22 protein-coding genes are annotated in these 23,184 nt (G+C 49.1%); 9 read left to right on the forward strand and 13 right to left on the reverse strand.

Features of this window, described 5'->3' with window-relative positions; genetic code table 11:
• Window positions 1–49: 49 nt before the first annotated feature.
• The 12 genes from ACES2G_RS15755 to ACES2G_RS15810 all read right to left on the reverse strand — a co-directional run bounded on the left by ACES2G_RS15755 (window position 50) and on the right by ACES2G_RS15810 (window position 12,908).
• On the reverse strand, window positions 50–1,870 hold the full coding sequence (locus ACES2G_RS15755; protein WP_374000722.1) for a flagellar hook-length control protein FliK: 1,821 nt from the start codon (window positions 1,868–1,870) through the stop codon (window positions 50–52).
• Between the two features lie 33 nt (window positions 1,871–1,903).
• Entirely contained in the window at window positions 1,904–2,716 is an 813-nt protein-coding gene (locus ACES2G_RS15760; RefSeq protein ID WP_347359265.1) for a magnesium transporter MgtE N-terminal domain-containing protein, read from the reverse strand.
• Between the two features lie 3 nt (window positions 2,717–2,719).
• Window positions 2,720–3,169, reverse strand: a complete 450-nt coding sequence (gene fliJ / locus ACES2G_RS15765) for a flagellar export protein FliJ (protein ID WP_347359266.1) — start codon at window positions 3,167–3,169, stop codon at window positions 2,720–2,722.
• Between the two features lie 20 nt (window positions 3,170–3,189).
• Window positions 3,190–4,518, reverse strand: coding sequence for a FliI/YscN family ATPase (locus ACES2G_RS15770; protein ID WP_374000723.1), 1,329 nt, complete (start codon window positions 4,516–4,518; stop codon window positions 3,190–3,192).
• Window positions 4,518–5,303 (reverse strand): FliH/SctL family protein, encoded by a 786-nt coding sequence (locus ACES2G_RS15775; protein ID WP_347359268.1) that lies wholly within the window; start codon window positions 5,301–5,303, stop codon window positions 4,518–4,520. The genes ACES2G_RS15770 and ACES2G_RS15775 overlap by 1 nt, the downstream gene beginning before the upstream one ends.
• Window positions 5,290–6,324, reverse strand: coding sequence for a flagellar motor switch protein FliG (fliG, locus tag ACES2G_RS15780; RefSeq protein ID WP_374000724.1), 1,035 nt, complete (start codon window positions 6,322–6,324; stop codon window positions 5,290–5,292). Before fliG ends, ACES2G_RS15775 begins: the two co-directional genes overlap by 14 nt.
• The gene (gene fliF, locus ACES2G_RS15785; RefSeq protein WP_347359269.1) at window positions 6,324–7,973 is read right to left on the reverse strand and encodes a flagellar basal-body MS-ring/collar protein FliF; all 1,650 of its coding nucleotides are present in this window, start codon (window positions 7,971–7,973) and stop codon (window positions 6,324–6,326) included. The genes fliG and fliF overlap by 1 nt, the downstream gene beginning before the upstream one ends.
• Before the next feature lie 25 nt (window positions 7,974–7,998).
• The gene (fliE, locus tag ACES2G_RS15790) at window positions 7,999–8,334 is read right to left on the reverse strand and encodes a flagellar hook-basal body complex protein FliE (RefSeq protein WP_262552912.1); all 336 of its coding nucleotides are present in this window, start codon (window positions 8,332–8,334) and stop codon (window positions 7,999–8,001) included.
• A gap of 79 nt (window positions 8,335–8,413) precedes the next feature.
• Window positions 8,414–8,857 (reverse strand): flagellar basal body rod protein FlgC, encoded by a 444-nt coding sequence (gene flgC, locus ACES2G_RS15795; RefSeq protein ID WP_347359270.1) that lies wholly within the window; start codon window positions 8,855–8,857, stop codon window positions 8,414–8,416.
• Between the two features lie 3 nt (window positions 8,858–8,860).
• Window positions 8,861–9,274, reverse strand: coding sequence for a flagellar basal body rod protein FlgB (flgB, locus tag ACES2G_RS15800; protein ID WP_374000725.1), 414 nt, complete (start codon window positions 9,272–9,274; stop codon window positions 8,861–8,863).
• A complete protein-coding gene (locus ACES2G_RS15805) occupies window positions 9,271–10,113 on the reverse strand; it encodes a sigma 54-interacting transcriptional regulator (protein ID WP_347359272.1) in 843 nt (280 codons plus the stop codon). Before ACES2G_RS15805 ends, flgB begins: the two co-directional genes overlap by 4 nt.
• A gap of 8 nt (window positions 10,114–10,121) precedes the next feature.
• Window positions 10,122–12,908 carry a tetratricopeptide repeat protein gene (locus ACES2G_RS15810; protein ID WP_374000726.1) on the reverse strand — a complete coding sequence of 929 codons (2,787 nt, stop codon included), beginning with the start codon at window positions 12,906–12,908 and terminating at the stop codon, window positions 10,122–10,124.
• A gap of 408 nt (window positions 12,909–13,316) precedes the next feature.
• Here ACES2G_RS15810 and ACES2G_RS15815 point away from each other — a divergent pair, with 408 nt between their 5' ends.
• The 8 genes from ACES2G_RS15815 to ACES2G_RS15850 all read left to right on the forward strand — a co-directional run bounded on the left by ACES2G_RS15815 (window position 13,317) and on the right by ACES2G_RS15850 (window position 21,417).
• Entirely contained in the window at window positions 13,317–13,802 is a 486-nt protein-coding gene (locus tag ACES2G_RS15815) for a hypothetical protein (RefSeq protein ID WP_347358257.1), read from the forward strand.
• Window positions 13,802–14,590 (forward strand): ABC transporter permease, encoded by a 789-nt coding sequence (locus tag ACES2G_RS15820; RefSeq protein WP_347358258.1) that lies wholly within the window; start codon window positions 13,802–13,804, stop codon window positions 14,588–14,590. Before ACES2G_RS15815 ends, ACES2G_RS15820 begins: the two co-directional genes overlap by 1 nt.
• Window positions 14,587–15,333: an ABC transporter ATP-binding protein gene (locus ACES2G_RS15825; protein WP_347358259.1), complete on the forward strand. Its 747-nt coding sequence runs from the start codon at window positions 14,587–14,589 to the stop codon at window positions 15,331–15,333. Before ACES2G_RS15820 ends, ACES2G_RS15825 begins: the two co-directional genes overlap by 4 nt.
• Complete coding sequence (locus ACES2G_RS15830; protein WP_347358260.1) at window positions 15,333–16,148, forward strand: MlaD family protein; 816 nt, start codon at window positions 15,333–15,335, stop codon at window positions 16,146–16,148. The genes ACES2G_RS15825 and ACES2G_RS15830 overlap by 1 nt, the downstream gene beginning before the upstream one ends.
• 129 nt (window positions 16,149–16,277) lie before the next feature.
• Window positions 16,278–16,574, forward strand: a complete 297-nt coding sequence (locus ACES2G_RS15835) for a hypothetical protein (protein ID WP_374000727.1) — start codon at window positions 16,278–16,280, stop codon at window positions 16,572–16,574.
• Between the two features lie 101 nt (window positions 16,575–16,675).
• Window positions 16,676–17,515 carry a trypsin-like serine protease gene (locus tag ACES2G_RS15840; RefSeq protein WP_347358262.1) on the forward strand — a complete coding sequence of 280 codons (840 nt, stop codon included), beginning with the start codon at window positions 16,676–16,678 and terminating at the stop codon, window positions 17,513–17,515.
• Between the two features lie 101 nt (window positions 17,516–17,616).
• Window positions 17,617–18,834, forward strand: coding sequence for a hypothetical protein (locus ACES2G_RS15845; RefSeq protein ID WP_347358263.1), 1,218 nt, complete (start codon window positions 17,617–17,619; stop codon window positions 18,832–18,834).
• Window positions 18,835–18,846: 12 nt separating this feature from the next.
• A complete protein-coding gene (locus ACES2G_RS15850; protein WP_374000728.1) occupies window positions 18,847–21,417 on the forward strand; it encodes a hypothetical protein in 2,571 nt (856 codons plus the stop codon).
• Window positions 21,418–21,424: 7 nt separating this feature from the next.
• Here the strand turns inward: ACES2G_RS15850 and ACES2G_RS15855 are convergent, their stop codons facing one another.
• Window positions 21,425–21,820, reverse strand: a complete 396-nt coding sequence (locus ACES2G_RS15855; protein ID WP_374000729.1) for a DUF721 domain-containing protein — start codon at window positions 21,818–21,820, stop codon at window positions 21,425–21,427.
• Between the two features lie 23 nt (window positions 21,821–21,843).
• Here ACES2G_RS15855 and trmFO point away from each other — a divergent pair, with 23 nt between their 5' ends.
• The gene (gene trmFO / locus ACES2G_RS15860; RefSeq protein ID WP_347358266.1) at window positions 21,844–23,166 is read left to right on the forward strand and encodes a methylenetetrahydrofolate--tRNA-(uracil(54)-C(5))-methyltransferase (FADH(2)-oxidizing) TrmFO; all 1,323 of its coding nucleotides are present in this window, start codon (window positions 21,844–21,846) and stop codon (window positions 23,164–23,166) included.
• The last annotated feature ends 18 nt before the right edge of the window (window positions 23,167–23,184 follow it).

Genomic DNA, 23,184 nt, shown 5'->3' on the forward strand with positions numbered 1-23,184 from the left:
GCTTCAGCTTACGCCCCTCCCGGGGCTTCAGCTCTACCGGCTGTCGCCGTTACGCAACCAAGTTAAGTCCACTGCCTTTGCCTTCAACTTTACGAGCTGGCGCTGTAGAGCGCGTCTCGATCGGCTGAAGTGGATCACGACGTCCGCCATAACCTTTCAACGAAGGCATGTCGCTCATAGATTCGCGTCGTCCTTGAGAACCAAAGTTTTCATTAAACTGGTTCCAGAATTGACGGGCTTGATCTCTTTGCTGATTGCCGTTCATGTTAGTCTGGTTTTGCGTCGCTGTATCCGCGGAAGTCGTGTTCACAACGTCCACCTTTACATTTTCCATGGAGAGCTTGTGAGCAGCAAGACTGGTTTTCAGTTCAGCTAGACTAGACTCAATTGTCTTCTTTGCTTCCTGAGTATCCGCCGACATCTGCATGTTCACTTTGCCGTCTTGAAGCATCACTTTGAGGTGAATCGTTCCCATACCCTCGGGGGTCATCTGAACCTTCATTTCGCCACCGCCGCGCTTAATCAGATACTGCGCCTGATTCATCAGCTGCTTCACCGCCGCTTCATTTTCTGCGGGGTTGGCCTGCCCTTGTGGAGCCATGCCTGCAACTGGAGCTGCGCTCGTCGGCATACCTAAAGTTTCACCCTTGATCGGAGCACCGTGAACACCTTCAAGGCCCTGCAGACTGTGTTTGAAGTCTGCGGACTTGATATTCATTTTATCTGCGACTGCTTCCTTTTCAGAGCCCGTCCCCTGCTGCATGAAATTGTTGGATTGTTGCTGCATCATGGAACCTTGCGATTCATTGCGCATCAGATCCTGCATTTTCGCCTGCACCTGCAAAGGATTCAAAGCCTGGGAGGTTGGCACCTTCGGAGCCTCCGGCGCTTTTAACGCCTGAGAGAACTCTGCCATCAACTCAGCCCCCTCTTCAGAACTTACTGCAGTCTCTGCCGCACCTGCCCCTTGAGCTGCCTGAGCTTCTGCCGCCTTCTTGGCCGCCAAAGCCGCTAAGAGGGCCGGAGACATCGCTTCCTGCATCTGACCTTGCAGATGTGGAGGCAACTCCGGAAGTTTTGCCATCGGTGCCTGAGGCATTTCCGGCAAAGCCATTTCCTCCACCATCGGAAGATCCGCCGGCGTCTCAAAGGAAGCTTCATCCAGATCCATCTTCTGCATTGTGCCCGCATCAAGATGGGACATCGCCGCTGACTGTGGCTGAGGAGACTTCCAGAATTTCTGATTCAAACGGTCGACCGTGGCCCCCAGCATATCCTGCTTGGCCTGTGCCTGATCCACGCGCATCTGCATGCCCTGCTGGGTCACGCCGGTGCCTACCGTGAACTGTGGCGCTTTCGCAGGCGCAGGATTCTGCTGCAATTGCATTAACAGGGAAGCGTACATCGCCTGAGCTTTGTCAGCGTCTTCCTCTGGCAGTCCCAATTGCGCGATCACAGCTTCTGCCGTGTCTTCCGGGGATTGTACTAGTTGGGTGTCGTCCAGCTGGGCCATCGCCTCCACGAGTCGCGTGGGGGATATTTCGAATTCACTCTCGAAGGAGTCCATGAATTCTTTGATTTTTTGCTGTCGAACCGTTCCCTTTCGTTCTATTTTCCCATCGTTTTGGCTGACCTCGGGTTCTTTTTCCTTTTTCGCCGCAGTCTGTTCAGGCTTTTCACTTTTCGCCTTCACTTCCCGTTGCGGTGACTCTTTCGTTTCTTTCGGGCTTTTCGATATTTTCTCTTCGAGAGCCTTTCCGAATGAAGAATCGGAGCCGGAACCTTTGAAATCCTTGTCCACCGTTCTGTCAGGTGGTGACTTCAGCTCGGTCGCACCCACCATGGGGGGGCCTACGATACTTTGTAACAAACTTTCCTCCTTCCCTGGAAAAAATCGTTGTTACTATTTCGTGCTCGCAGGAGCACGACGCTTGTAGCCTGCAAACATCTCAGACAAGATCTGAGCTTTTTCAGGCTTCAACAAATTCATAATATCAGCAGCATTCTTCTTTTTCATACGGCCAAGTATCTCAATTGCCAAATCCTCGTCCATTGTCTCAAAGACTTTGGCCGCTTGTGGAGGCTTCATATTGGTGTACATCTGTACCAAGGTATCGACTTTTTCAGCATCCGCCTTCACGCGCTCTTCCAAGATCGAGGAAATACGGGTGCGCATTTCTTCCAGATCCTTCAGGCGCTTTTCCAGCTCCACCTTCTGGGTTCCCAGTTCGGTTTCCATACGGTTGAGTTCTTCCTCGCGCGCATCGAGTTCTTTCTTTCTTTCATTAAGCTTTTGCAGATGATCAATTTCCACGCTGCTCAGGGCCGCCGGAACTTCGACTTTTTCCAGCTGAGGACCCGCATCGCCAGGAGCTGGTGCCGCAGGTTGTGCAGGAGTCTGAGCAATCGCTTCGCCTGTCATCTGAACTTCAACACGCTTAACAATGTTTTCAACTTCTTCGTAATTCTGGAATCCCCAAATAGCCACCAGCAATCCCACGAATGAAAATATGATCATTTTCCACGGTACCGGAGCTTTTTTGGATTTTTTTGGAGCCGACATTTTCATGCGGCGGCGGATCTGTTGCTCAACATCTTCAGAAGCCAAATCAAGATGAAGTTTTGCAGACTGAGGTCTTTTTTGAAACTTCACACCCGACTTGTTGTCAGCCACCTGACGGGCATTCTTAAAGAACTGATCGTATCCGCTTTTCATCGACTATGATTCCTTCACAGCTTTGAACCTCAGAATGGACTGTTCATCCATTTCCTTCTGGTCATTAGAAAGACGCTCAGCCCGATATTCTTCGAACTTGTTTTCACGCATCTTCTCCATAATTTTATATTCCAGAGCGGCTTGTCGCAAAATTTCTCTCTTCGACTCGACCAATTTCTCGATTTCTTGTACTTTTTGCCTTTGGCGCTGGATGCGGACTTCCTGACCCTTCAGGAATTCGTGAATCTGACTGAGGGCTGGACCTTGGGCCCCACCCATCTGTGACAGGCTTCCCGCCTGCTGATGGGCGTTCTGAACCTGCCCCGTCATCGCCTCCAGACGCGCCTGCTCCTCGGTCAGCAGGGTTACCACCTCTTGAAAATCCTTTTGCGCCAGATTTTCCTTAATCTTGCGGTGCTCAAGAACTTTCTGCAGTGGAAACTTAAACTTCATGGGGGGACCTCATCGGGACATTAAGCGTTCATTAGGATTTGCTGCATTTGGCGGATTGTCTGCGTGAAGTTGGTCGGATCTTCCACACGCTGCTTTAGGAAGTCATTCACAGCATCAATGACCTTCACAGCCTTATCAATTTTCGGATTTGATCCCGGCTTGTAAGCACCAATATTGATCAAATCCTCGGCGTCTTTATAAACCGCCAAGGTTTCACGCAGCTTTTGCGACAGCTTCACATGTTCTGGAGAAGACACCGCCCGCATAACACGGCTGGCACTTTGCATGATATCAATCGCCGGGAAGTGACCCTTCTGCGCCAAGGCACGACTCAGAACAATGTGTCCGTCCACGATGGAACGGACAGAGTCCCCGATCGGGTCGTTCATGTCATCGCCTTCAACCAGGGTCGTATAGAATCCCGTGATACTGCCTTCCCCTTCAAAGGAACCCGCACGCTCCAAAAGTTTCGGAAGCGTCGCAAATACACTCGGAGTGTAACCTTTTTGAGACGGCGGCTCTCCCGTGCTTAGACCGATTTCACGCTGAGCCATAGCAAAACGAGTCACCGAGTCCATCATCAGCAGAACATTCTTTCCTTGAGCGGAAAAGTATTCAGCCAATGCGGTGGCGACATAGGCACCACGCATACGAAGCAGAGGACTTTGATCACTGGTCACACAAACAACCACGGATCTTTTCATCCCCTCAGGACCCAAATCATGTTCAATAAATTCGCGCACCTCACGACCACGTTCACCGATCATCGCAATCACATTGACGTCGGCATTGGTGTTACGGGCCATCATCCCCAAAAGGACAGACTTACCCACACCAGAACCCGCCATAATAGCGACACGCTGACCAAGGCCTGCGGTTAATGCGCCATTAATCGCCCGAATCCCAAGATCAATAGGTTCGCGAATAGGTCGGCGAGCCAGGGGATTACGAACTTCACTGTATAAAGGAACCTCTTTGAAATTTTCAACCTCACCCTTGTCATCCAAGGGGCGGCCCAAGCCGTCAACAACACGACCCAAAAGCTCTTCACCGGCACGAACCGTGGCAATCTGGCGGGCCAAAACGATTTTGGACCCCAAAGCCACGCCTCTCATGTCGTTCAAAGCCATCATCAGGACATGTTTGTCTTTAAAACCGACGACTTCCGCCAGGAAGGATTTTTCCGTCCCGCTGGGATTGATAGACACGATACTGCCAACGCTGGCACCAGGCAGATAGCCCTTGATAAGCATCCCGTTCACTTCCGTGACCTTGCCGCTGTCCTTCGTCAGATGGATGGACTGAATCAGTTCATTATACTTATCCAGATTCAGCTCAAGCTCACTCATCAGCCGGCAATCCTGTCTTTAACTTTAGGCATGTTTTCAGAAAGTACGGACCACAACTGCTCTATGCGCTGTTCAATGCGGGCATCGACTTCACCATAGTTGGTTTCGACGATACAACCACCTTCAGCCACTTCAACGTTGGGCTCGAAATTGATTTTTTTGATAAATTCAAACTCGCGGCCTGTTTCCTGTTTCAAAGTCTCCAGGAAATCAAATTGAGCCTGCGACACATGAACGGTGATTTCCTCTTCATCCTGCGCCAAACCAACGGCATCACGCAAAATGCCCACCATCGCCTCATTGTTGTTTTGAAGTTCCGTTTTAGCCAGACGAGCGGCCATTTGGAACATCAGCTTCAACAGGTGCGACTCATTGAAGGCCGACATATCTTTTTTTAGCGCTTTGATCGTCAGCAGCAAAGCATCCAAAGAAGACATCCGCTCTGCAATCTCGGAAGAGGTCTGCTCAAAGGCCTCTTTGCGACCCTCTTCCAAACCCAGCTTATAAGCTTCCTGATAAGCGGATTCCTGGATCTCTTTCAGTTTTTCCAAAGCGGCAACTTCAACTTTTTCCTCTTCGCTGCCCTTTTCCACTTCATCGATGCCTGTCTGCACACGCACGGCATCGTTCATGCGGAAATCTGAACCCTTCTTCTTTTCAGCAAGATAGTTCATAGCCTGCTCGGGAGTCCCCAAGTCAAAGCGCATGGGAACGAACTCAAGAACTGTGTTCTCGGCCATTTCCTTCGGCAAAACAGATTTAGACGCGCGATTAGACCATTGCATCTTCTGAACCACCTCTTGCAATCAGGATCTTTCCTTCGGCTTCCAGACGGCGTGCCACGTTGACGATCTCCTGCTGTGCCGACTCTACGTCGGACAGACGAGAAGGTCCCATGTTCGACAGATCTTCACGCAGCATCTCGGCCGCACGGGCAGAGATATTCTTGAAGATCTTCGTGCGAATCTCTTCGCTGGACGTTTTGAGCGCCAACAGAAGCTTTTCGTTCGCCACTTCCTTGAGAAGAGACTGAATACCACGGTCGTCGATTTTCACGATATCGTCGAAGACGAACATAAGCTTGCGGATCTCTTCCGCCAACAGAGGATCTTTTTCTTCGAGGCGGGACATGATCGCTGTTTCCGTGTTCTTGTCCATAACGTTGAGCATTTCCGCCACTGGATGGACACCACCCAGAGCCGCTTGTTCAACAGTCGCAGTGTTCGACAATTGATTTTTCAAAACGCGGTCGATCTCGGCGATCAATTCCGGGTCCACGTGCTCCAGATTGGCCATACGCAAAACCACTTCGGCTTGCAAAGCCTCTGGCAGACGTTTCAAGACCTCACCTTTTTTCTCTGGCTCCAAATGCGCCAGGATCACGGCCACCGTTTGCGGGTGCTCGTTCACCAGGAAGGTTGCCAAGGATTTCGCATCGACCATTTCTAGAGATTCCAAAGAACGGGAACCACCGGAAGTGATATTCAAACCCCCGAGGATACCACGGGCTCTTTCTTCACCCAAAGCATCCACAATGGTGTCTTTGGCAGAAATACTTTCGGAAAAGATATAATCTTCCGTCTCAGAGATCATTTCATAGTATTCTTCCAGAACACGTTTGGTCACATGCACTGGCACAACACGCAGCTTGCTCATTTGATTGATCAGCTTGCGGATATCTGAGTCATCCATGCGGCGAAGAAGCACTTTTACGGCGTCCTTGCCCAGATAGTTGATCAGGATAGCGGCTTTATCGAAGCCCTTGAGATTTTCGTACTCAATATTATCTGACTTATGAAGTTTCATTAGCCATCCTTCCTAACCAGCCACATTCCAAATGCATTGGCTGCTTTTTCCTCGTCGCGACTCATGGACGACAAGATACGATCTTTCAGCAATTCACTTTCGGCCTTCTCTGGATCAATGGATTCCTGAAGAACCGGCAAAGCTGTCGACATACCAGGAAGGGTATTATCCACGGATTGAAGCTCTTCAAGCTCTTCGATCGTGCGCGGAAGCATTTCTTCCACAGAATCCTGGAAGCTGTCGGTAATCCATTGCATGAACGGACGAACCACGATGAAGAAGAACAGGGCCAAACTGAAGCCCAACAACGCCCATTTAAACAAAGCGTGGATCAGCTTTTTTCTTTCCAGTGTCGTCAGGATCTTTTCTGCTTCAGAGAAGTCTTCTGGCTGGAACTGGATATTTTCGATTTTAACACTGTCACCGCGAGCGGTGTTAAAGCCGATCGCATTCTTAACCAGATCTTCGTATTTTCTGAGCTCTTCGGCAGAACGAGGCTTCCAGGAGGTTTCCGTCGTGCCATCCGCTTTTGTTGTTGTGGACATCATACCATCCACGACAACTGCGACACTCACACGCTCCAGATTCCCGGCAGATTCACGGATATTGCGAACTGTTTTAGGAACATCATAGTTCGTTGTCTTGATCTCTTTTTTAACATCCTGACGGAATCCAACAGTTCCTTGATCTTCTGCACCCGGCAAATTAGAGCGGGAGCCCGGAACCCCGGCTGGGTTCGTGCGGGAACCATCCAAGGATTCCTCTTCGGACTGCTGAGATCGAATCGCTGTTTTGTCAGGATCCACAGATTCTTCCACAGAAGAAATCACGCGATGATTCAAAGTCGCATCAACCTTGGCAACCACCTTGGCATGTCCGACAACTTTGGAAAGAATGTCTTCGATACGATCTTCAAGGTCGCCTTCGATTTTCGCTTTCAGATCCAGAAGTTCATTAGAGCCACCAGTAGTTCCATCCGCCACGCGAGTCAGAACCTTACCGCGCTCATCCAGAACCGTCACTTTGTCGGCGTCCATGCCTTCCACAGAGTTCGCCACCAAATAGCGAATACCACGAACTTGTTCCGGTGCCAGTTCTTTACCCTGATGCAGTTCGACCACAACAGAGGCGGAGGCCTGACCACCCTCTTCAAGGAAGGTTTTTTTGTTTGGCAAAGCCAAAATTACTTTAGATTGTTTTACAGCTGTCAAAGTGTTGATGGCGCGCATAAGCTCGCCCTGCAACGCCCGTTGATAATTGATTTTTTGTGCGTAAGAGTTCATGCCGAAATCTTGCTTATCGAAGATCTCAAGACCGATAGAACCCATTTTCGGAGAACCGATTTCCGCCATCAAAGTCATTTGCGTGGAATGCAAAAGTTCTTTTGGGATAGCAACCGTTTTACCGCCATCACGCAACTGGAAAGGCACGTTCTTTTCATTCAGTTTTGCCACGATTGTGGAAACCTGTTCGGTCGGAATGTTAGTGAACAGAGGCACATAGTCTTTACCCGAGGCCATAAACAGCATCGTGAAAAGTGCCACCGCCGCAATAACAGTAACCGCAATTACTGAAAGTCTTTTGGTCGGACCCAGGTTTTTGAAGAACTCGCGAAACTGGACAACCAATCCACCAAAAATCTTATTCAAGGAAACCCCTCCAGCCTAAGAAAAACTAAACCTGCATCTTCATAACTTCTTGGTACGCATCAATAATCTTGTTGCGCACTTGCACCATCACCTTCAGGGCGATGTCTGCTTTTTCCGCGGCGATCATCACATCAGCCACGTTGTCCGTTTTACCAGTCGCGAGATTCTGCATGGCTTTATCTGAAGCCTTTTGCATTTCATTCACGCTGCCTACGGCGTCTTTCAGGGTGTCGGCGAAGCTCTTGCCCGTATCGGATGTCGAACTTGTTGAAGGGGTGTTCTCGATGCTTAACGACTTGGAATCACGAACGATCCCAGTGTCGAGAAACCTGTTTGCATTTGATACAGTAAAACCCTCCATGGCTTCACCTTCTCCTTATGAAAATTGTAATAAACTAAAACAAAAAAGTCCCTAAATTTTGCCGGGGTCTAGGAAGGAATTACCTGCCTATTTCCAGCGCGGAAAGGGCCATATCCTTGGACGCCTGCACCGCTGTTACGTTGGCTTCATAGGAACGCGAAGCCTGTATCATATTGGTCATTTCTTCCATCAGATTAATATTCGGATAGGCCACATAGCCATCCGCATTTGCATCAGGATGGTCCGGTTCATACTTCAGCAAAGGCGCTTTTCGATCCGAGATCACATCGGTGACCTGGACTCGCTGGAAGCTTCCTGCCGGATCGGTTGAAGAAATGATTTCACCGAAGTTCTTCGCGTCGGGCATGGACTCGAAAACCACATCCTTGCGACGATACGGACCGCCCTCGGGGGTCTGGGTCGTATTAATGTTGGCGATGTTGCTGGCAATGGTATTCATGCGCATTCTTTGCGCCGCCATACCACTGCTGCTGATTCTCATGCCCGTCAAAAAATCAGCCATCTATTACCGCCCTTCAGTGGCCGCATACTTCAATGCCGCCATCTTCTTGTTGATAAGTTGCAAAGCTGTTTTGTAAAGGATCGCATTCTCGGACAATGCCGACATTTCTTTTTCCACGTCCACGGTGTTGCCGTCGTTGTTCACAGCCCCTTCCGGATCATCATAGATATCCGGGCGGGTCTTAGAAACGGAAACACCACCGACTGAGAAATGTTCGGGATTGCTTGTGCTCAAGCCATTAGCGCCGTCCAAATCCAGAGCTCTTTGCAAAGCTCCTTCAAAGTCCATCTTCTTGGCGTGATAACCTGGAGTTTCCGCATTGGCGATATTCGACGACGTCACATTGTGACGAAGCTGCCTCATGTGCAATGAGGTCGCCAGGGCGTTGGTTGTTTTATCGAAGAGTCCATTACTCATAAAACACCTTCTTCCTTGTATTCATTCAGTTTGTTTCTCAATGTACGAATACTGATTCCCAGCATTTGGGCCGCACGAGTGCGGTTCTGGGCTGTCAGCTCCAAGGTCTGCAAGATAAGACGCTTTTCGACCTCAGAAAGGGACATGCCCGGAGCAAAATCCAGGTCCATATCCGAAAATTCAGCCTCAAATTGAATACATTCAGGGCCGATGTCTGAAGTTTTTGCAAGAACCACAGCTCTTTCCAGAACATTTTCAAGCTCGCGGATGTTTCCAGGCCAGTTCCAGGCATTCAAACGCTCATAGGCTGCCGCCGTCAAACGCAGGCCAGACTTACCATGCATGATCTGGGACACTTCCAGAACAAAGTTCACAATATTCTGGAAATCCAGATTGCGGTCTTCCAATCTTGGAATTTCAAGATGAACCACGGCCAACTTGTAGAACAAATCCTGACGGAACTGTTCTTGCTTCACCAAAGAACGAATGTCGCGGCGACTGGTGGAAATGAAACGAGGGCGTGTGCCGTCAGTTCTTTCCACAAGCTTCATCAAATCATTTTGCAAAGCCACAGAGGCACAATCCAAATCCTCAATCAGCAAAGTGCCGCCATCAACGCGGGCGAAATCAAAGCCCCCGGCATTCTTGCAATCCAGGCAGTACAAACGGGAAGAACGGCTTTTCGTATAAATATAACGAGCCAAACTTGTTTTTCCGGAACCGGCTTCCCCCACCAACAACAGACTTGCCTGTGTCGCAGCCAATTGAAGACTCAACTGCTTCACTTCATGCATTCTTCTATCTTCGATGTGTAGGGCATCAAAATCAAAGTACGACATCCAAACTCCTATTGGCCTTGCTCGTTCTCAGACATAGCTGGAATTCTTTTGATATATTTTTTGTATCCGTCTCTCCAGTCCGAGTTCTGAAGTTGCTCTTGAGCCAGCTTCTTCCAGAAACCGCTCTTGTCACCTTTGAACTCGTTCCAGACCTCCGCTGCTTTCTGGATCTCACCTTCTTTGAAGTAGATCTGACCCAGCTTGTAGCGGATGGAGGAAAGAGGACGGCTGTTTTCGTAGGTCTCAAGCAGCTTTTCATAGGAACCTGTCGCCAGATCCTTCTGCTTTTTTTCCAGATAAATATCACCCATGGTTTCCAGTGCTTTTGCATGGATCACCGGAGCAATCTTGCCGGAATCTTTTTGCAACTGATCAATCATTTCCAAAGATCTCAGCGCTTCCTCTGGCTTATTCTGTTTGATCTGAAGTTCTGCCAGTTTCAAATACGGCTCGGCCACCAACTGAGGCTGACCTTTCCAGGTGCGCAGCAGCTCGCCCAGATAACGAACCGCGGAATCATTGTCTCCGCGTTTTTCCAAAAGACGAACCGCCACATTCACGCGTTCGATCTGAGCATTTTCATCCATCTTTTCTGGATTCTTGATATTTTTCAGATAGTCATAAGCCTGATTGTACTTTTGTTCCTGAGTGAACACCGTCGCCAAACGCAGATTCAGCTCGTCTTCACTTGGGGCTTGTTCTTTCACCTGAACTTCTTTGGCTTCCGGAGTTCCACGGATCGCATAAGTGCGATTCAAAACATCTTTGTAATAACGTTCCGCTTCGACCGGCACCCCGGCCATCTCAAACGCACGGCCCACATTGTATTTCGTGTCCAGTCGCTTGGAGTTTTTAAGCCAGTTGTCAGCATATTGACTGTGAGTTTTCAGAGCTGCGATAAAGTTTCCCGCATTCACTTCAGACTCAAGCTTGTCATTGATGTTAGAGACAATACGATTGCTCAACAAAGGCACATCCACAGATGTCGGGTGCTCTTTATAATACTTTGACAAAAGATCCACAGCCTTTTGATGCTCTCCACGATTGGTATAGCCATCTGCTACCATTACCGTCGCAAACTGTTCGATATTCGGAAGATCAATCTTTTTCGCCAAAGACATGATTTCTGCCACCGCATGGTTTACTTCTTTTGGCTTCATGCCTTTCATTCGCGCACTGAGCAAACGCAAACGGGCAATCACGGCATTCGGAGTTTCGCCATAACGGAAGTAGGTTTCCAAATAAGCTCCCATCACGCGGGACTTATCAGCGCCAAAGATCTCAAGCAATTCCCCCATACGAGTCATTGCGAAAGCTGAATGGTTGTTGTTCGGGAATTTCTTAACGAATTCTCGATAAGTATCCAAGCTTTGCTGATAATTATTGGTCATGAACAAAGATTCTGCCTGATTAAAGAAAGCATTCGGGTATAGCCCCTGACCTTCCGGGTATTTCTTCAAAGCATTTTGGTATTCAGCGATCGCCTTTGGATAGTTTTTACTGCGAACCCAAACATCCCCACGACGGTAAGCGGCTTCCACTTTCAAATCACGGTTGAAGGCCTCTTTTTCAACCTGATTAAAGTGTGCAATGGCGTCGTCCCATTTGTTCAGCTTCATGAAATCCAAGCCCATTCCCAAACGAGCCAGATCCTTGGACAAGGATTCTTTTTCCGCGAAGTTTTTGTTTTCAATGTGCTCTTGGAAGAAGCGCAGTGAATTCAGATAGTCACCTTTTTCAAAGGCCAGGTAACCCAGCTTCAAAGAGGTTCTTTCCGCCAAAGGAGAACGCGGATATTTCGCCACGGCCTCTTTATATTTTTGAATCGCCTGATCGTAATCCTTAAGGCGGCCTTCTTCCTGCCACATAGCCAGATGAACGTCGGCTGTCATAAAATCGATCACTTCATTATATTCAGACTGGGGATACTTATCCTTAAACCATTGTTGAGTTTTCAGATAAACGCCATAGCGTTGCTTTTCAAACAACGTCAGAAGCAAGCGAGCCTGCTTGTTTTCCTCAGAAGATTTCGGCGTGATCTGATAGATCGCCGGAGTCACCTTCATCTTTTCCCAATAACTGACCGGACTTTCCAACATCGGGAACGGAATATAATAATTATCCTTCGCACGAATCAGGGCATCTTCTTTGATTTCATAGTCTTTAATAGAGAAGCGTTCATACTCTGGATCGCCCCCATCAAAAATCCCTGACTTCACGCTGTCGTTCTGAGCCACAGACACGCCTTGCTGGGCAATCGTCAAAGTGTCCGCTGTCGCAGGCTTTCTGTTCTTGTCAGTTTTGGTTTTCGCTATAGGTTTTATCACTTTAGCGGGCAGCTCGGTCGGAAGCTGTTTTTCTTTTTCTGCCACAGTTTTCTTAGCAGTTTTAGAGGCTTTCGCCGATGGATTCACATAGAAATCCATGATCAAACGTGATGGCTGATCGGTCAGATAATCAAAGGTATCAATATCTTCACCAGACAAGGTGAACTGGATCACGTTCTTGCCATCCGGACCTTTGCGATCCACAGCCACAGAAGTCACGAAATCACTTTTAAAAGAGGAAAGAGAACCAATAGTGGACTCATCAAGAGCAGGCACCGTCATCTCAACAACAGTCTGACCCTTTTTATCCAAGCGCTTTACATCATAATCCCAGTTCTGCTGACCAGTCAGTTCCAGGTGGACCGTGTCCCCCTGAAAATTGATCACGCCATTGACCTTATTAGCCTCTGCTGAAGCTAGACCAAAGAACAGGCATCCTGCCATTATCACAAATCGTAAAGTGTTCACTCCTTGAACCCCTTCTTTTCCCTTCGCTTTGCTGTTGCACATACGGTGCCACCCCTTTCAAAGGCCTGATGGCAAATAAGTTCAAGCTGGGCAAAAAGTTTCATAGAATTTCCAACACCTCCGCCAAAACAATGACGGCTTGACGACCCGGCCCTTGGCGGAGGGGCTTAGGGAGGCCGCCGCTTCGGACAGTCCTCGCTGACGCGCCCTTCGGGCTGCTGCTGCGGAACTTGCGTCGGACTCCCTAAGCCCCTCCGCCGAGAGCCTGGTGTGCCGACATTTTTTTGCGGGATCGGGTGCACGCGGGGCGTGTTCTAGTGCCGCCCTCCCCGTTCCTCCTAGACCGAGGCACTGTTTCGACGGACGGGCTCTGGATTTTTCCTCAATTTATTCCGATGGATGGGTGCTATGAGAAACTTCTTTGGTGTTTGCATCTTGAGTGTGCTGCTTGTTAGTTGTGTGTCGGTGAATTTGCCGGGCCGGAAATCTGTGCCTGCAAAGGGTGTGGAGTTTTCAGCTCCGCGGGCGCCGTTTAAATCCATTGATTCCGCCTCTTCTGACAAGGCCTGGTTGAGTGAATCTACTGGCAATACCATTTCTTTTGTTTCTGATTGTGGTGGCGCGGACCCTTCTTTGCAGCAAATGGAAACGGAGTCCTTGGCGGCTCTTTCCAATCTCGATGTCAAAACCACTGATGGAGTGATGTTTAATGGCCGTGAGGCTCGTCAATCGGTGGCGACAGGCACGGTTGATGGCATCCCTGTTCAGTTGTCTCTGGTGGTCTTTAAAAAGAACAACTGCAACTACACTCTGAGCTATGGGGGCGTTCAAAAGCAATTTGCTGCAGAACAAAGCTATTTCGAAGAGTTTAAAACACAGTTCAAGGCTCCCTGATGAATAATCTCGCACTTCCACTGACAGTATTTATGATGGAAGTCTTCCACTTTATCGGTGGAGTGGGCTTGCTAAGCCGCGATGTTTTCCGTGAAACCATCCATGGCCGTATTTACTTTAAACTGATTGCTGAACAGATTTATCAGATCGGCATGCGTTCTTTGCCGCTGATCGTGATCACCGCTGTCAGCATCGGAATGGTGATGTCCCTGCAATTTGGTTTGGGATTGGAAAAATTCGGCGGAAAACTCTATGTGCCAAAACTTCTGGCGGTCACGATCTTGCGTGAAATGGGGCCGGTCTTTACCAGCTTGATGCTCGCTGCCCGTGTGGGCGCCGGGATTGCCAGTGAGATCGGCAGTATGGTCGTAACTCAACAGATTGATGCCATCCGCGCTCTGGGCACTTCGCCGATCAAAAAAATTGTCATCCCACGTGTCCTGGCGTGCCTGGTCACTTTGCCTATTCTGGTCTCTATCGCGAATCTTGTCGGAAACCTGGGGGGCCTGATTGTCGGTGCGACCGAGTTGAATCTGGATCCTAATTTTTATTTGCTGAAAGTGATGACCACGTCTTCCATTCAAGATTATCTGTCTGGATTTGCGAAAACCTTCTTCTTCGCCCTCTTCATTGCCATCCCCTCCTGCTACTTTGGTCTGAATGTCAAAGCCGGCACTAAGGAAGTGGGTATTGCAACCACCAAAGCCGTGGTCGTTTCATCCATTCTGATTGTGGTTGGCGATTTCTTCCTGTCGAAACTTTTCTGGATTGTGGAGAAAATGATATGAGTAACGAAAGAAATGGCGTTATCGAAGTCGTTGATTTCCATAAGTCCTTTGGCAGCAAGAAAGTTCACCAAGGCGTCAGCTTCTATGTTCGCAAAGGTGAATGTCTGGGATTGATTGGCGGCTCTGGAACAGGCAAGAGCGTTCTGCTGCGCAGTCTGGTTGGCTTGGAAAAGCCTGACAATGGTCAAATTCTGATTAACGGCACCGACATCACCCCAATGAATGAAACTCAGCTTATCGAAGTTCGTAAGAAGGTGGCTTATGCCTTCCAGGGCGGAGCTTTGTTTGACTCGATGTCTGTTTATGAAAATCTGGCATATCCTCTCAGAGAGCACTTCAAGTTTTCAGAACAGGAAATCGCCAAGCAGATTCACGATCAGTTGCAGGAATTCGGCTTGCCCGGTTCGGAAAACCTTCTGCCCGGAAACCTGTCCGGCGGCATGCAAAAGCGTGTGGGTCTAGCGCGGGCCATGATGATGCATCCGGAAGTGGTTCTGTATGACGAACCCACCGCGGGACTTGATCCCTACAACACCAAACGCATCCAAGAGTCCATCTTAAACCTCAAGGCCAAAGGTGTGACCTCCATTCTGGTCACCCACGACATGCCGACGGTATATGCCGTTTGCGACAAAGTGGCGTTGCTCCTGAATGGAAAAATCGGTGAACAATATACTATCGAAAAACTCAAGCAGGAACCTGCTGGTGTTATGAGTCAGTTTATCAATGGAGAAAGTGCTTAATGGAATCTCACTTCAGCACCCAAGTCAAAGTCGGCATCTTCCTGACCATCGGGATCTTCCTGATCTTAGCCTCGATCTTCTTCCTCGGAGCTGACAAGGCGATTTTCACTTCTTACGTTCGCGTTCACGCCCATTTTGATCAGGTGCAAGGCCTGGCTGTCGGCAGTGTCGTGTCCCTGTCCGGTGTGACGGTCGGAAATGTCGAATCCATCACCTTCCTGCCCGAAAAAAACTCGCTGGATGTTAAAATGAAGATCAACGAAGACTATATTGATCGCATTCGTCAGGGATCTCAGGTGGAAATCCGCACGCAAGGGGCTTTAGGGGACAAATTCGTCTTTATTATTCCCGGTGATCCACGCGCAGAAAACCTGAAAGAGGGCGATATTCTGTCCGTGGCCAAGCCCACAGATGTTTTGGGAATTATCGCTGAACGCGGCAATGAGACTTCTCGCATTTTTGATATCATCAACGAACTTTACAAGATCACCCACGCCATGAATGTCGACAATCGTATGATGCGTGTGATGAACAATCTGGATACGGTGTCCAGCAGCCTGGCTCAAACCAGCAAAGACAGTCAGAAATTTGTTGCCGGACTAAACTCGCACGGTGGCGGTGAAAAACTGGCCAAATCCATCGACAAGCTGGATGCCATTTTGTCCAAGATTGATCGGGGCGAAGGCAGCTTGGGGGCCTTGATCAACGATCCCTCCATTCACAACCGCCTGAAATCCATGCTGGGCGGCTCAAACCGCAAGAACCACGTCGAATCGCTGCTGCGAACTTCGATTGAAAAAGAAACCAAAGACTAGTCTGAAACTGGCCCTAGGAAATGCTTCTGGGGCCTTCTTCATTTTAATTCTGCAAGCTTCCTCCACTTGGTCCGGAATCATGCAGAACCTGAGTGGAAAATCACTCCCCGCCTCTCTAATCTCGAATTCATGGAAAGATCAAAAACACTCGAAGCAATTTCAATAGGCGTCACCCTTCTTCTGGTTTTAGCCGGCACTGTTCAAGCCAAGGAACATCGGATGGAAGTCCCCCTGGAAGGACTTCAGGAAAAGAGATTTGGCACAGAGCTGATCTATCACGATGAAGAAAATGCCGAAGACGAAAAAAGAGAGGTCCGTTTTTCATGGACTGAAACCTTCAAAACAGCCCCCGTTTCTCTTCAGGTTTCCAGCCTGATGAACACGGAAAGCATTGGAGCTGCCGCACAGATCCGCTGGGCTTTTTAAGTCTTGGTCGGTCATTTCACGGCACTATCTAACTTTTTGACAGGCCCAGAGCGGTTTTCTTCAATTTGAGGTGTGTTGCTATTTTGCATGAAAGCCACCTTATGAGAAAACTGCTTATTTTCGGACTTCTTCTTCTGACAGCCTGCCAAGAAAACCTGCAAGAGGGTGAGATCTCTCCTTTGACGGACGATGCAATCGTCGGTGGCCGTCAGGTGGAGGACGCTGACCCCGTTGCCAAGCAAGCTTTAAACTTCCGTGTTTTCCATTCGCCTACCACCAAAGAAGATGCAGAAAGCATTACAACTTACTATAAGGTGGCCCAGTGCACAGGCAGCGCCATCAGTTCCCGCCTGATTCTGACGGCGGCCCATTGTATTATTCAAAGAGAAGACGCCACTCACCGCGTGGATATCAAAAATAGTGAAGGGCAAAACATCACCTACAAGGCTGCCCAAGTAGCCGTTCATCCTAAATATCTTGAGGGCGACAAGAACTACGATGTCGCTTTGGCTCTGCTGGATACCGATCTGCCGTCTGATGTCCAGATTCTAAGCCTGCCCCAGAAAGAAGTTCCCATGCTGCTGACCTCTGTCACAGCTGCTGGTTTTGGCAGAATGGATGGTCGTCCCGCACAACCAGGAAATACTGGTATTCTGCGCACGGTCGATCTGAATGTTTCCAAATACGACCCAGCCCTTCCTTACTTCATGGTGAACCAAGCCGAAGGCAAAGGCTTCTGCCAAGGAGACTCTGGCGGCCCGGCCATGGCCGTCATCAACGGCAAAAACACCGTCGTGGGTGTGGCCTCCAAGACCACTCATAAAACTGAGTGGGGACCAAATGAAGAAAAGAATCTTTGCATCCTGGAAGGTCAGTACATGAATGTGCAATTCCACTTGGATTGGATTTTGACAGAGTCAGCAAAGTTCATCATGCAATAGCTCAAACTGCTGGCACAAGTTTTTCAAGAGTTTTACTTTAATTTCAAAAGGCGCTATAAAGGCGCCTTTAATATCAATATAACGTTCTTGAGGATGATGCTGTGAACTTTAAGGCATTGCTTGTAACATTTTGCGGAATGCTGAGCTCAATTTGCGCTCATGCCCTGATGTCCACAAGCACATTGCCAGAAGGTATTAACAGCCCCTCATTCCGCTTCGGTATTATTGATGGCCTCAGCCAAAAGTACACAGAATCCGGCAGCCTTATGAATCTTGGAGATTACAAGTCTGTAGTCTTCGACGCAAAAAATCTGGCCAAATTCAACGCTGATGCAAAAAGGCTGATTGATGCCCTCAACCGCTTCGGTGGTCATGCTCTGGGGGATTCATTCAATCTCGGCGTTCTGCGTGTGGATACCCTGCCACGCGTTCAGTATTCTGCGCCGGTCTTTGCCCGCGGGATCACCAACAGATGGACGGTCGGTGTTGGCGTGCCCATCATTTCTTACACCAACAAGATTTCTCTTTCGCAGGAATTTTCCAATATCGAATACTATCGTCAGCAGTTCTCGGGTCTGAATCCGGAACTGGATGATGCTTTGAACACGGACTTGAGCAAAGCCACCAACGAAACTTTGGCTGGCAAGGGCTACAAAGCCCTGGGCAACCGCGATGAGTCTTTTGTTGGAGATATCCAGGTCGTCAGCATGTACAAGCTGTACGAAAAAAATGAAAAGGTCCTGACTTATCAGGCTCAATTGAATCTTCCCACGGGACCGAAGTTCGATCCCGATGATCTGGCCTCTTTGAATGTCTTCGGTCGTACCAATATCACCAACTCTTTGGCGTACTCGCAGTATCTGATGGGTCGCCTGTCCATGGTGCCGTATGTTTCATATCTGATTAACATTCCCGACACTGTCACGGCCCGCGTTCCCTTGAACGAAGACGACACATTGCCAGACGCCAACACCAAGGAAGACGTCACGCGCACCCTGGGTAATATCGCCACAGTGGGTGGCAATTTGTTCTATGAAATGACCGACAGTTGGATGATCGGTGGCGGCTATGACTATTCCACGAAAGAAGCTGACAAATACGCCGGTGAACGTGCCACCCGCTATGACCTTCTGGCGACCAACTCCTCTTCAACCGCCCACCGCATGAAGGCCGAGATCACCTACAGCTCAGTCAAATCCTATTTCAAAAAAACGGCTTTGATCCCAATGATGGTTTCTTTCCAGGTATCGGATACTTTCTCAGGTGTGAATATCGAACGTCAAACCACTCAGGAAATGAACCTGATGCTGTTCTTCTAGAAAGGAGGGCGTATGAAAAAGTCTATAAATATTCTGCTGTCGTCCGCCCTTGTCCTGAGTGCCTGCGCGCCCAAGGTGGAAGACCGCGTCTTTGAACAACCCAAGACCACGTTCGGACCAAAATCCAAAGACACCCAGCTCAATCTGCGCCTGCGTGAATTCGGCCAGGCGGCTCCGACACTGACCTGGAAAGACACTGTTTCTTCTGCCACATACTTTGAACAGGCCGAAGCCTTGATTGAACTGGGCGAAAAGACCGAGCAGGAGCAACTCAAGACCACCGGCCTTTCCTGGATACGCCAGTTCTATAAAGCCCCTGAATCCACTCTTTCTATCGAGCTGGCAAAGTCCCCCTTTGCCGCCTTAGCCACAGGACAAACGCAAGAACAAGTGCGCACGACACTCAGTGAAGTTCTGGAAGAGCTGGATGCCTCTCGTCCAACGATTCGCTCTCATATCATGAACCTCGGCGGAGGGCTGCCGCAAACACCGGTCACGGGTCTGGCGGCCATGCTGACTCGGGCTGAAATGTTCACAAACATGGTTCTGGCCGAGATTCCACGCATGGAGCTGACCCCGACAATCGAAGATGGTTTGAAAGTCGGTTTGATCGACACAACCAAGCCTCTTTTTGTGGATGCCCGTGAGTTCCTTCAACGCCTGATGGCTACGAAAACTCTGACTCAATCTCTGACCTTGATTGAAGAGGCCGTTAAAAAATTTGAAATCGAACTAGATCCCGAATTGCAAAAAAGCATGAAGCAAGGTCGTCAACTCGCCAAGGGCCTTGACGGTATCAACGGACCTCAGACTTCCTTGGCGGTGCTGGTGGATATCTGGCGCATCCTGACACCGGAAGAACGCGCACAGTATTTCAAACCCGTGAATGAAGACCTGTATGATTTCCTGAAGAAGCAGGATGAAAAAGAACTGGATTGCCTGCAAGCCGACGGCTGTCTGGGAGGCATCGTCAATGGCATTGCCAAGAAGCTTTTCATCCTACCGAAAATAAAAAAGTACGGAATCGACAAACTTCGTACAGAAATGAACGAAGCCACCCGCGGCTATGTCATCAGCTCGATTGAGGCCTTTGCTTCCGAGTTTGTGAAAACAATGCCACAGACCTTCGCTGACAATATCGATACAGCCATCGTGGATAAAGCCGCGGCAATCACCCGCGTTCGTGATGGTTATGGCAACTATGTTTCCAATCTCTTCAACGTCTGGCAGAAAAAAGTGCTGCCAGAGTCCGAGGGACGCCTGTCTGGTTTTGAAACCAGCCGTGTGGCAGTGAATATCGCCTCTGGAAAAAGGTTCGAACTGAAAGCCCTTCCAGCTTCCTTGAACGTTGCTGGTGAAGCTGTCGGTGCGGGGCTTTCTGCCAGCGCCGAGCTTCTGATGAAAGATAGCAGTCTGGGGTCTATGGCTTTTTCTCACATGTTGGCTCAAGTCAATAAACTGGTCGCTGTGGGTGGCTATCGTGATATCGACAACAATCTGATCCCGCCTCTTTTAGCACCTGTAAATCATCGAGGAAAACTGCTGGATATTATGAACTTCGATGAATCCAAGGATCTGGATCTATCCTTCCGTATCCCTGACTCCCTTGCTTTGCAGGACCCTTATCATGCCGACCCGGCTATGATCTATGAAAGGGATTTCTCGGCCTCGGCATTTGCAGCTCAGGTGCGCGGATTGAGCCGTATGATGCGTCTGACTCGTGACTGGGAAAAAACCGTCATGGATCAGCAACTGGGTCACATCATGGCTCAGGATCTGACCACCGATGCAGAACATGACGACTTGAAGCAGCCTTTATTCCCCAAAGACATGCTCTTTGCCCTGAATTTGGGAAATGCCGCAGTTCTTCTTCAAGACATCACCAAGAAAGCCACACCGGTCTTCCTGCTGACCACAGAAAACAATCTGATCTGGGCGGACAGCTATGGCAATACTCCGGAAACGGCTATCATGGCTGGCATCGTGGACATCAAAAAAGGGGAACGCCTGAATTTCGTAACCACCAAGGACACAGCCCAGTTCCTGCTGGCGATGACTGAGTTCCTTGAATCCACAGAAGGCGTGGAAAAAACCAAATCTTCTATTCTTCTGACCAAGGATGCCAACAATGAAGCACCCCTGGATGTCTTGCAAGCTGGTCGCAAAGACATGAAGCTGCTGGCATTGGCTGTTGCCAACTTCATTTCCAACCAATTAATTCAGGATAATAAATTGGCTGTCACACAAATGAGCCTGAGTGATCGCAAAGGTGTTACAAAAAAACCGTTTATGGTTGTACAGCAAGCCTATGCCATGCGTGCGCTTCTGAAAGCTTATCAATTGACCAACATTGATTCTTATTTGTGGTCAGCGCAGGAAATTTACTATGCGATGAACCGGACACTGTTCAATCCTAAAGAGGAGTTCTACACCAACAGCGATGGCACTAAGCTGAGCTTCCCCGAGCGTCTGCAAATGCTGCTGGCCTTGCAGGACCTGAAGGCCCATCTGCCAACAGAAAGCCGTCCCCAATTGGACCGCTTGATGGCACCGTGGCTGGAAGCCCTTAAAAATCTAAAATAGAATCCCTCTAGTCGTCGTCACTTTCGGGGGCGATTTTGGAGATCATCTCTTTAAAGTCTGTTTGATCCTGAGTTGGAACTTCCCGACGATCCAGAGTGAACTTGATATATTTTACAAAATTATTCTCAAATTTCTGATTGATGGTGTCGCGGATGGGATCTTTCATAAAGATCATCTGCTGCATCCAGGTGGAGTTTCGCACCCAAACGTACAAAACACCCCTCTGAAACCCCACAGGTTCGGCGTTTTTGGCAATCGTAGGGCCCACGACTTCTTCCCATTTCGCCCACAGTTTCCAGCGCATAAACTGCTCGGACAATGGCGACTTGCCATTTTCGAAAAGACTCTGTAGTACTTCCGAGCCGATAGATAATTTGCCTTTGGGCTTCTGTTTGGGATCCATGTAAGAAAAGGTCTACCACAAAGATGACAAATTTCACTCAAAATCAAAAAATTACAGTGGTTGGAGCAGGCCTTGCGGGCTCAGAATGCGCTCTACAGCTTGCTGACATGGGATACAGTGTCGTCCTTTACGAAATGCGCGACAAAACCATGACCCCAGCGCACAAAACACACAAATTCGCAGAACTTGTGTGCTCCAATTCTTTTGGCAGCTTGGGTGAACATTCCGCTCCGGGACAACTGAAGTGGGAAGCCAAAAAAATGAACTCTCACATCCTCAGTGCTGCTTTTGAGGCGCAAGTTCCCGCAGGGCAGGCTTTGGGCATGGACCGCGAGGTCTTTTCTGCCATCATGACCGACAAAGTGAAAAATCATCCCAACATCGAAGTACGCAATGATGTGGTGAAATCTTTGAACGACATTCCCCGCCCGGCGGTCATTGCCACAGGCCCTTTGACCCATGATGATCTGGCGGAAAGCATGCGCCAGCATTTTGGCGATGAGTTCCTGTACTTCTTTGATGCCATTGCGCCGATCATTGATGCGGATTCCATCAATACAGAAATCGCATGGAAAGCCGACCGCTATGACAAGGGCACTGGTGACTATTACAACTGCCCGATGAACAAAGAAGAATACAACCGCTTCATCGAAGAGATTCAAAAAGCGCGCAAGATCGAACCGAAAGACTTCGAGACTACTGAGTTTTTTGAGGGCTGCATGCCGATTGAAGTGATGGTGGATCGCGGTCCGCAGACTTTGCGCTTTGGCCCGATGAAACCCATTGGTCTGGATGATCCTCGCACGGGCCGCTATCCATGGGCCGTGGTTCAGCTTCGTCAGGACAACAAAGAAGCCACCGCTTACAACATGGTCGGCTTCCAAACCCGCATGGCTTACGGCGAGCAGGTTCGTGTTTTCCGTATGATCCCGGGTTTGGAGAATGCCGAATTCCTGAAGCTGGGAAGCATTCACAGAAATCTGTTCATCAATTCTCCGAAGCGACTGAACAAGGACCTTTCCAGCAAGAACGATCCTTGGTTGTTCTTCGCAGGACAAGTCACAGGTGTGGAAGGATACTTTGAATCCACTTGCACGGGCTTGATGGTTTCCCGCTTCCTGAATCAGAAGCTGAAAGACCAGCCGTTCAATCCTCCGCCAAGAGAAAGTGCCTTTGGCTCCTTGCTGGAAGCCATCACCGACCCCACTCGGGCCGAGCACTTCCAACCAACAAACATCAACTTCGCGCTGCTGCCACCTTTGGCAGAAAAAGAGCGCGACAAAACTGTGCGTAAGGAAAAACAGATCAGCATCGCCCGTGCGGCAATGGAGCAGTGGAATCCTTAAAAAGAAAAAGGCCCTTCA

The organism is Bdellovibrio bacteriovorus, from assembly GCF_041888015.1.
GTDB lineage: Bacteria > Bdellovibrionota > Bdellovibrionia > Bdellovibrionales > Bdellovibrionaceae > Bdellovibrio.

Bases quoted from the DNA above. Each gene is read 5' to 3' on its own strand.
- ACES2G_RS15760 (WP_347359265.1), bottom strand. From the start codon at position 2,716: ATGAAAAGCGGATACGATCAGTTCTTTAAGAATGCCCGTCAGGTGGCT.
- fliJ (WP_347359266.1), bottom strand. From the start codon at position 3,169: ATGAAGTTTAAGTTTCCACTGCAGAAAGTTCTTGAGCACCGCAAGATT.
- ACES2G_RS15770 (WP_374000723.1), bottom strand. From the start codon at position 4,518: ATGAGTGAGCTTGAGCTGAATCTGGATAAGTATAATGAACTGATTCAG.
- ACES2G_RS15775 (WP_347359268.1), bottom strand. From the start codon at position 5,303: ATGCAATGGTCTAATCGCGCGTCTAAATCTGTTTTGCCGAAGGAAATG.
- fliG (WP_374000724.1), bottom strand. From the start codon at position 6,324: ATGAAACTTCATAAGTCAGATAATATTGAGTACGAAAATCTCAAGGGC.
- fliE (WP_262552912.1), bottom strand. From the start codon at position 8,334: ATGGAGGGTTTTACTGTATCAAATGCAAACAGGTTTCTCGACACTGGG.
- flgC (WP_347359270.1), bottom strand. From the start codon at position 8,857: ATGGCTGATTTTTTGACGGGCATGAGAATCAGCAGCAGTGGTATGGCG.
- flgB (WP_374000725.1), bottom strand. From the start codon at position 9,274: ATGAGTAATGGACTCTTCGATAAAACAACCAACGCCCTGGCGACCTCA.
- ACES2G_RS15805 (WP_347359272.1), bottom strand. From the start codon at position 10,113: ATGTCGTACTTTGATTTTGATGCCCTACACATCGAAGATAGAAGAATG.
- ACES2G_RS15815 (WP_347358257.1), top strand. From the start codon at position 13,317: ATGAGAAACTTCTTTGGTGTTTGCATCTTGAGTGTGCTGCTTGTTAGT.
- ACES2G_RS15820 (WP_347358258.1), top strand. From the start codon at position 13,802: ATGAATAATCTCGCACTTCCACTGACAGTATTTATGATGGAAGTCTTC.
- ACES2G_RS15825 (WP_347358259.1), top strand. From the start codon at position 14,587: ATGAGTAACGAAAGAAATGGCGTTATCGAAGTCGTTGATTTCCATAAG.
- ACES2G_RS15830 (WP_347358260.1), top strand. From the start codon at position 15,333: ATGGAATCTCACTTCAGCACCCAAGTCAAAGTCGGCATCTTCCTGACC.
- ACES2G_RS15835 (WP_374000727.1), top strand. From the start codon at position 16,278: ATGGAAAGATCAAAAACACTCGAAGCAATTTCAATAGGCGTCACCCTT.
- ACES2G_RS15840 (WP_347358262.1), top strand. From the start codon at position 16,676: ATGAGAAAACTGCTTATTTTCGGACTTCTTCTTCTGACAGCCTGCCAA.
- ACES2G_RS15850 (WP_374000728.1), top strand. From the start codon at position 18,847: ATGAAAAAGTCTATAAATATTCTGCTGTCGTCCGCCCTTGTCCTGAGT.
- ACES2G_RS15855 (WP_374000729.1), bottom strand. From the start codon at position 21,820: ATGGATCCCAAACAGAAGCCCAAAGGCAAATTATCTATCGGCTCGGAA.
- trmFO (WP_347358266.1), top strand. From the start codon at position 21,844: ATGACAAATTTCACTCAAAATCAAAAAATTACAGTGGTTGGAGCAGGC.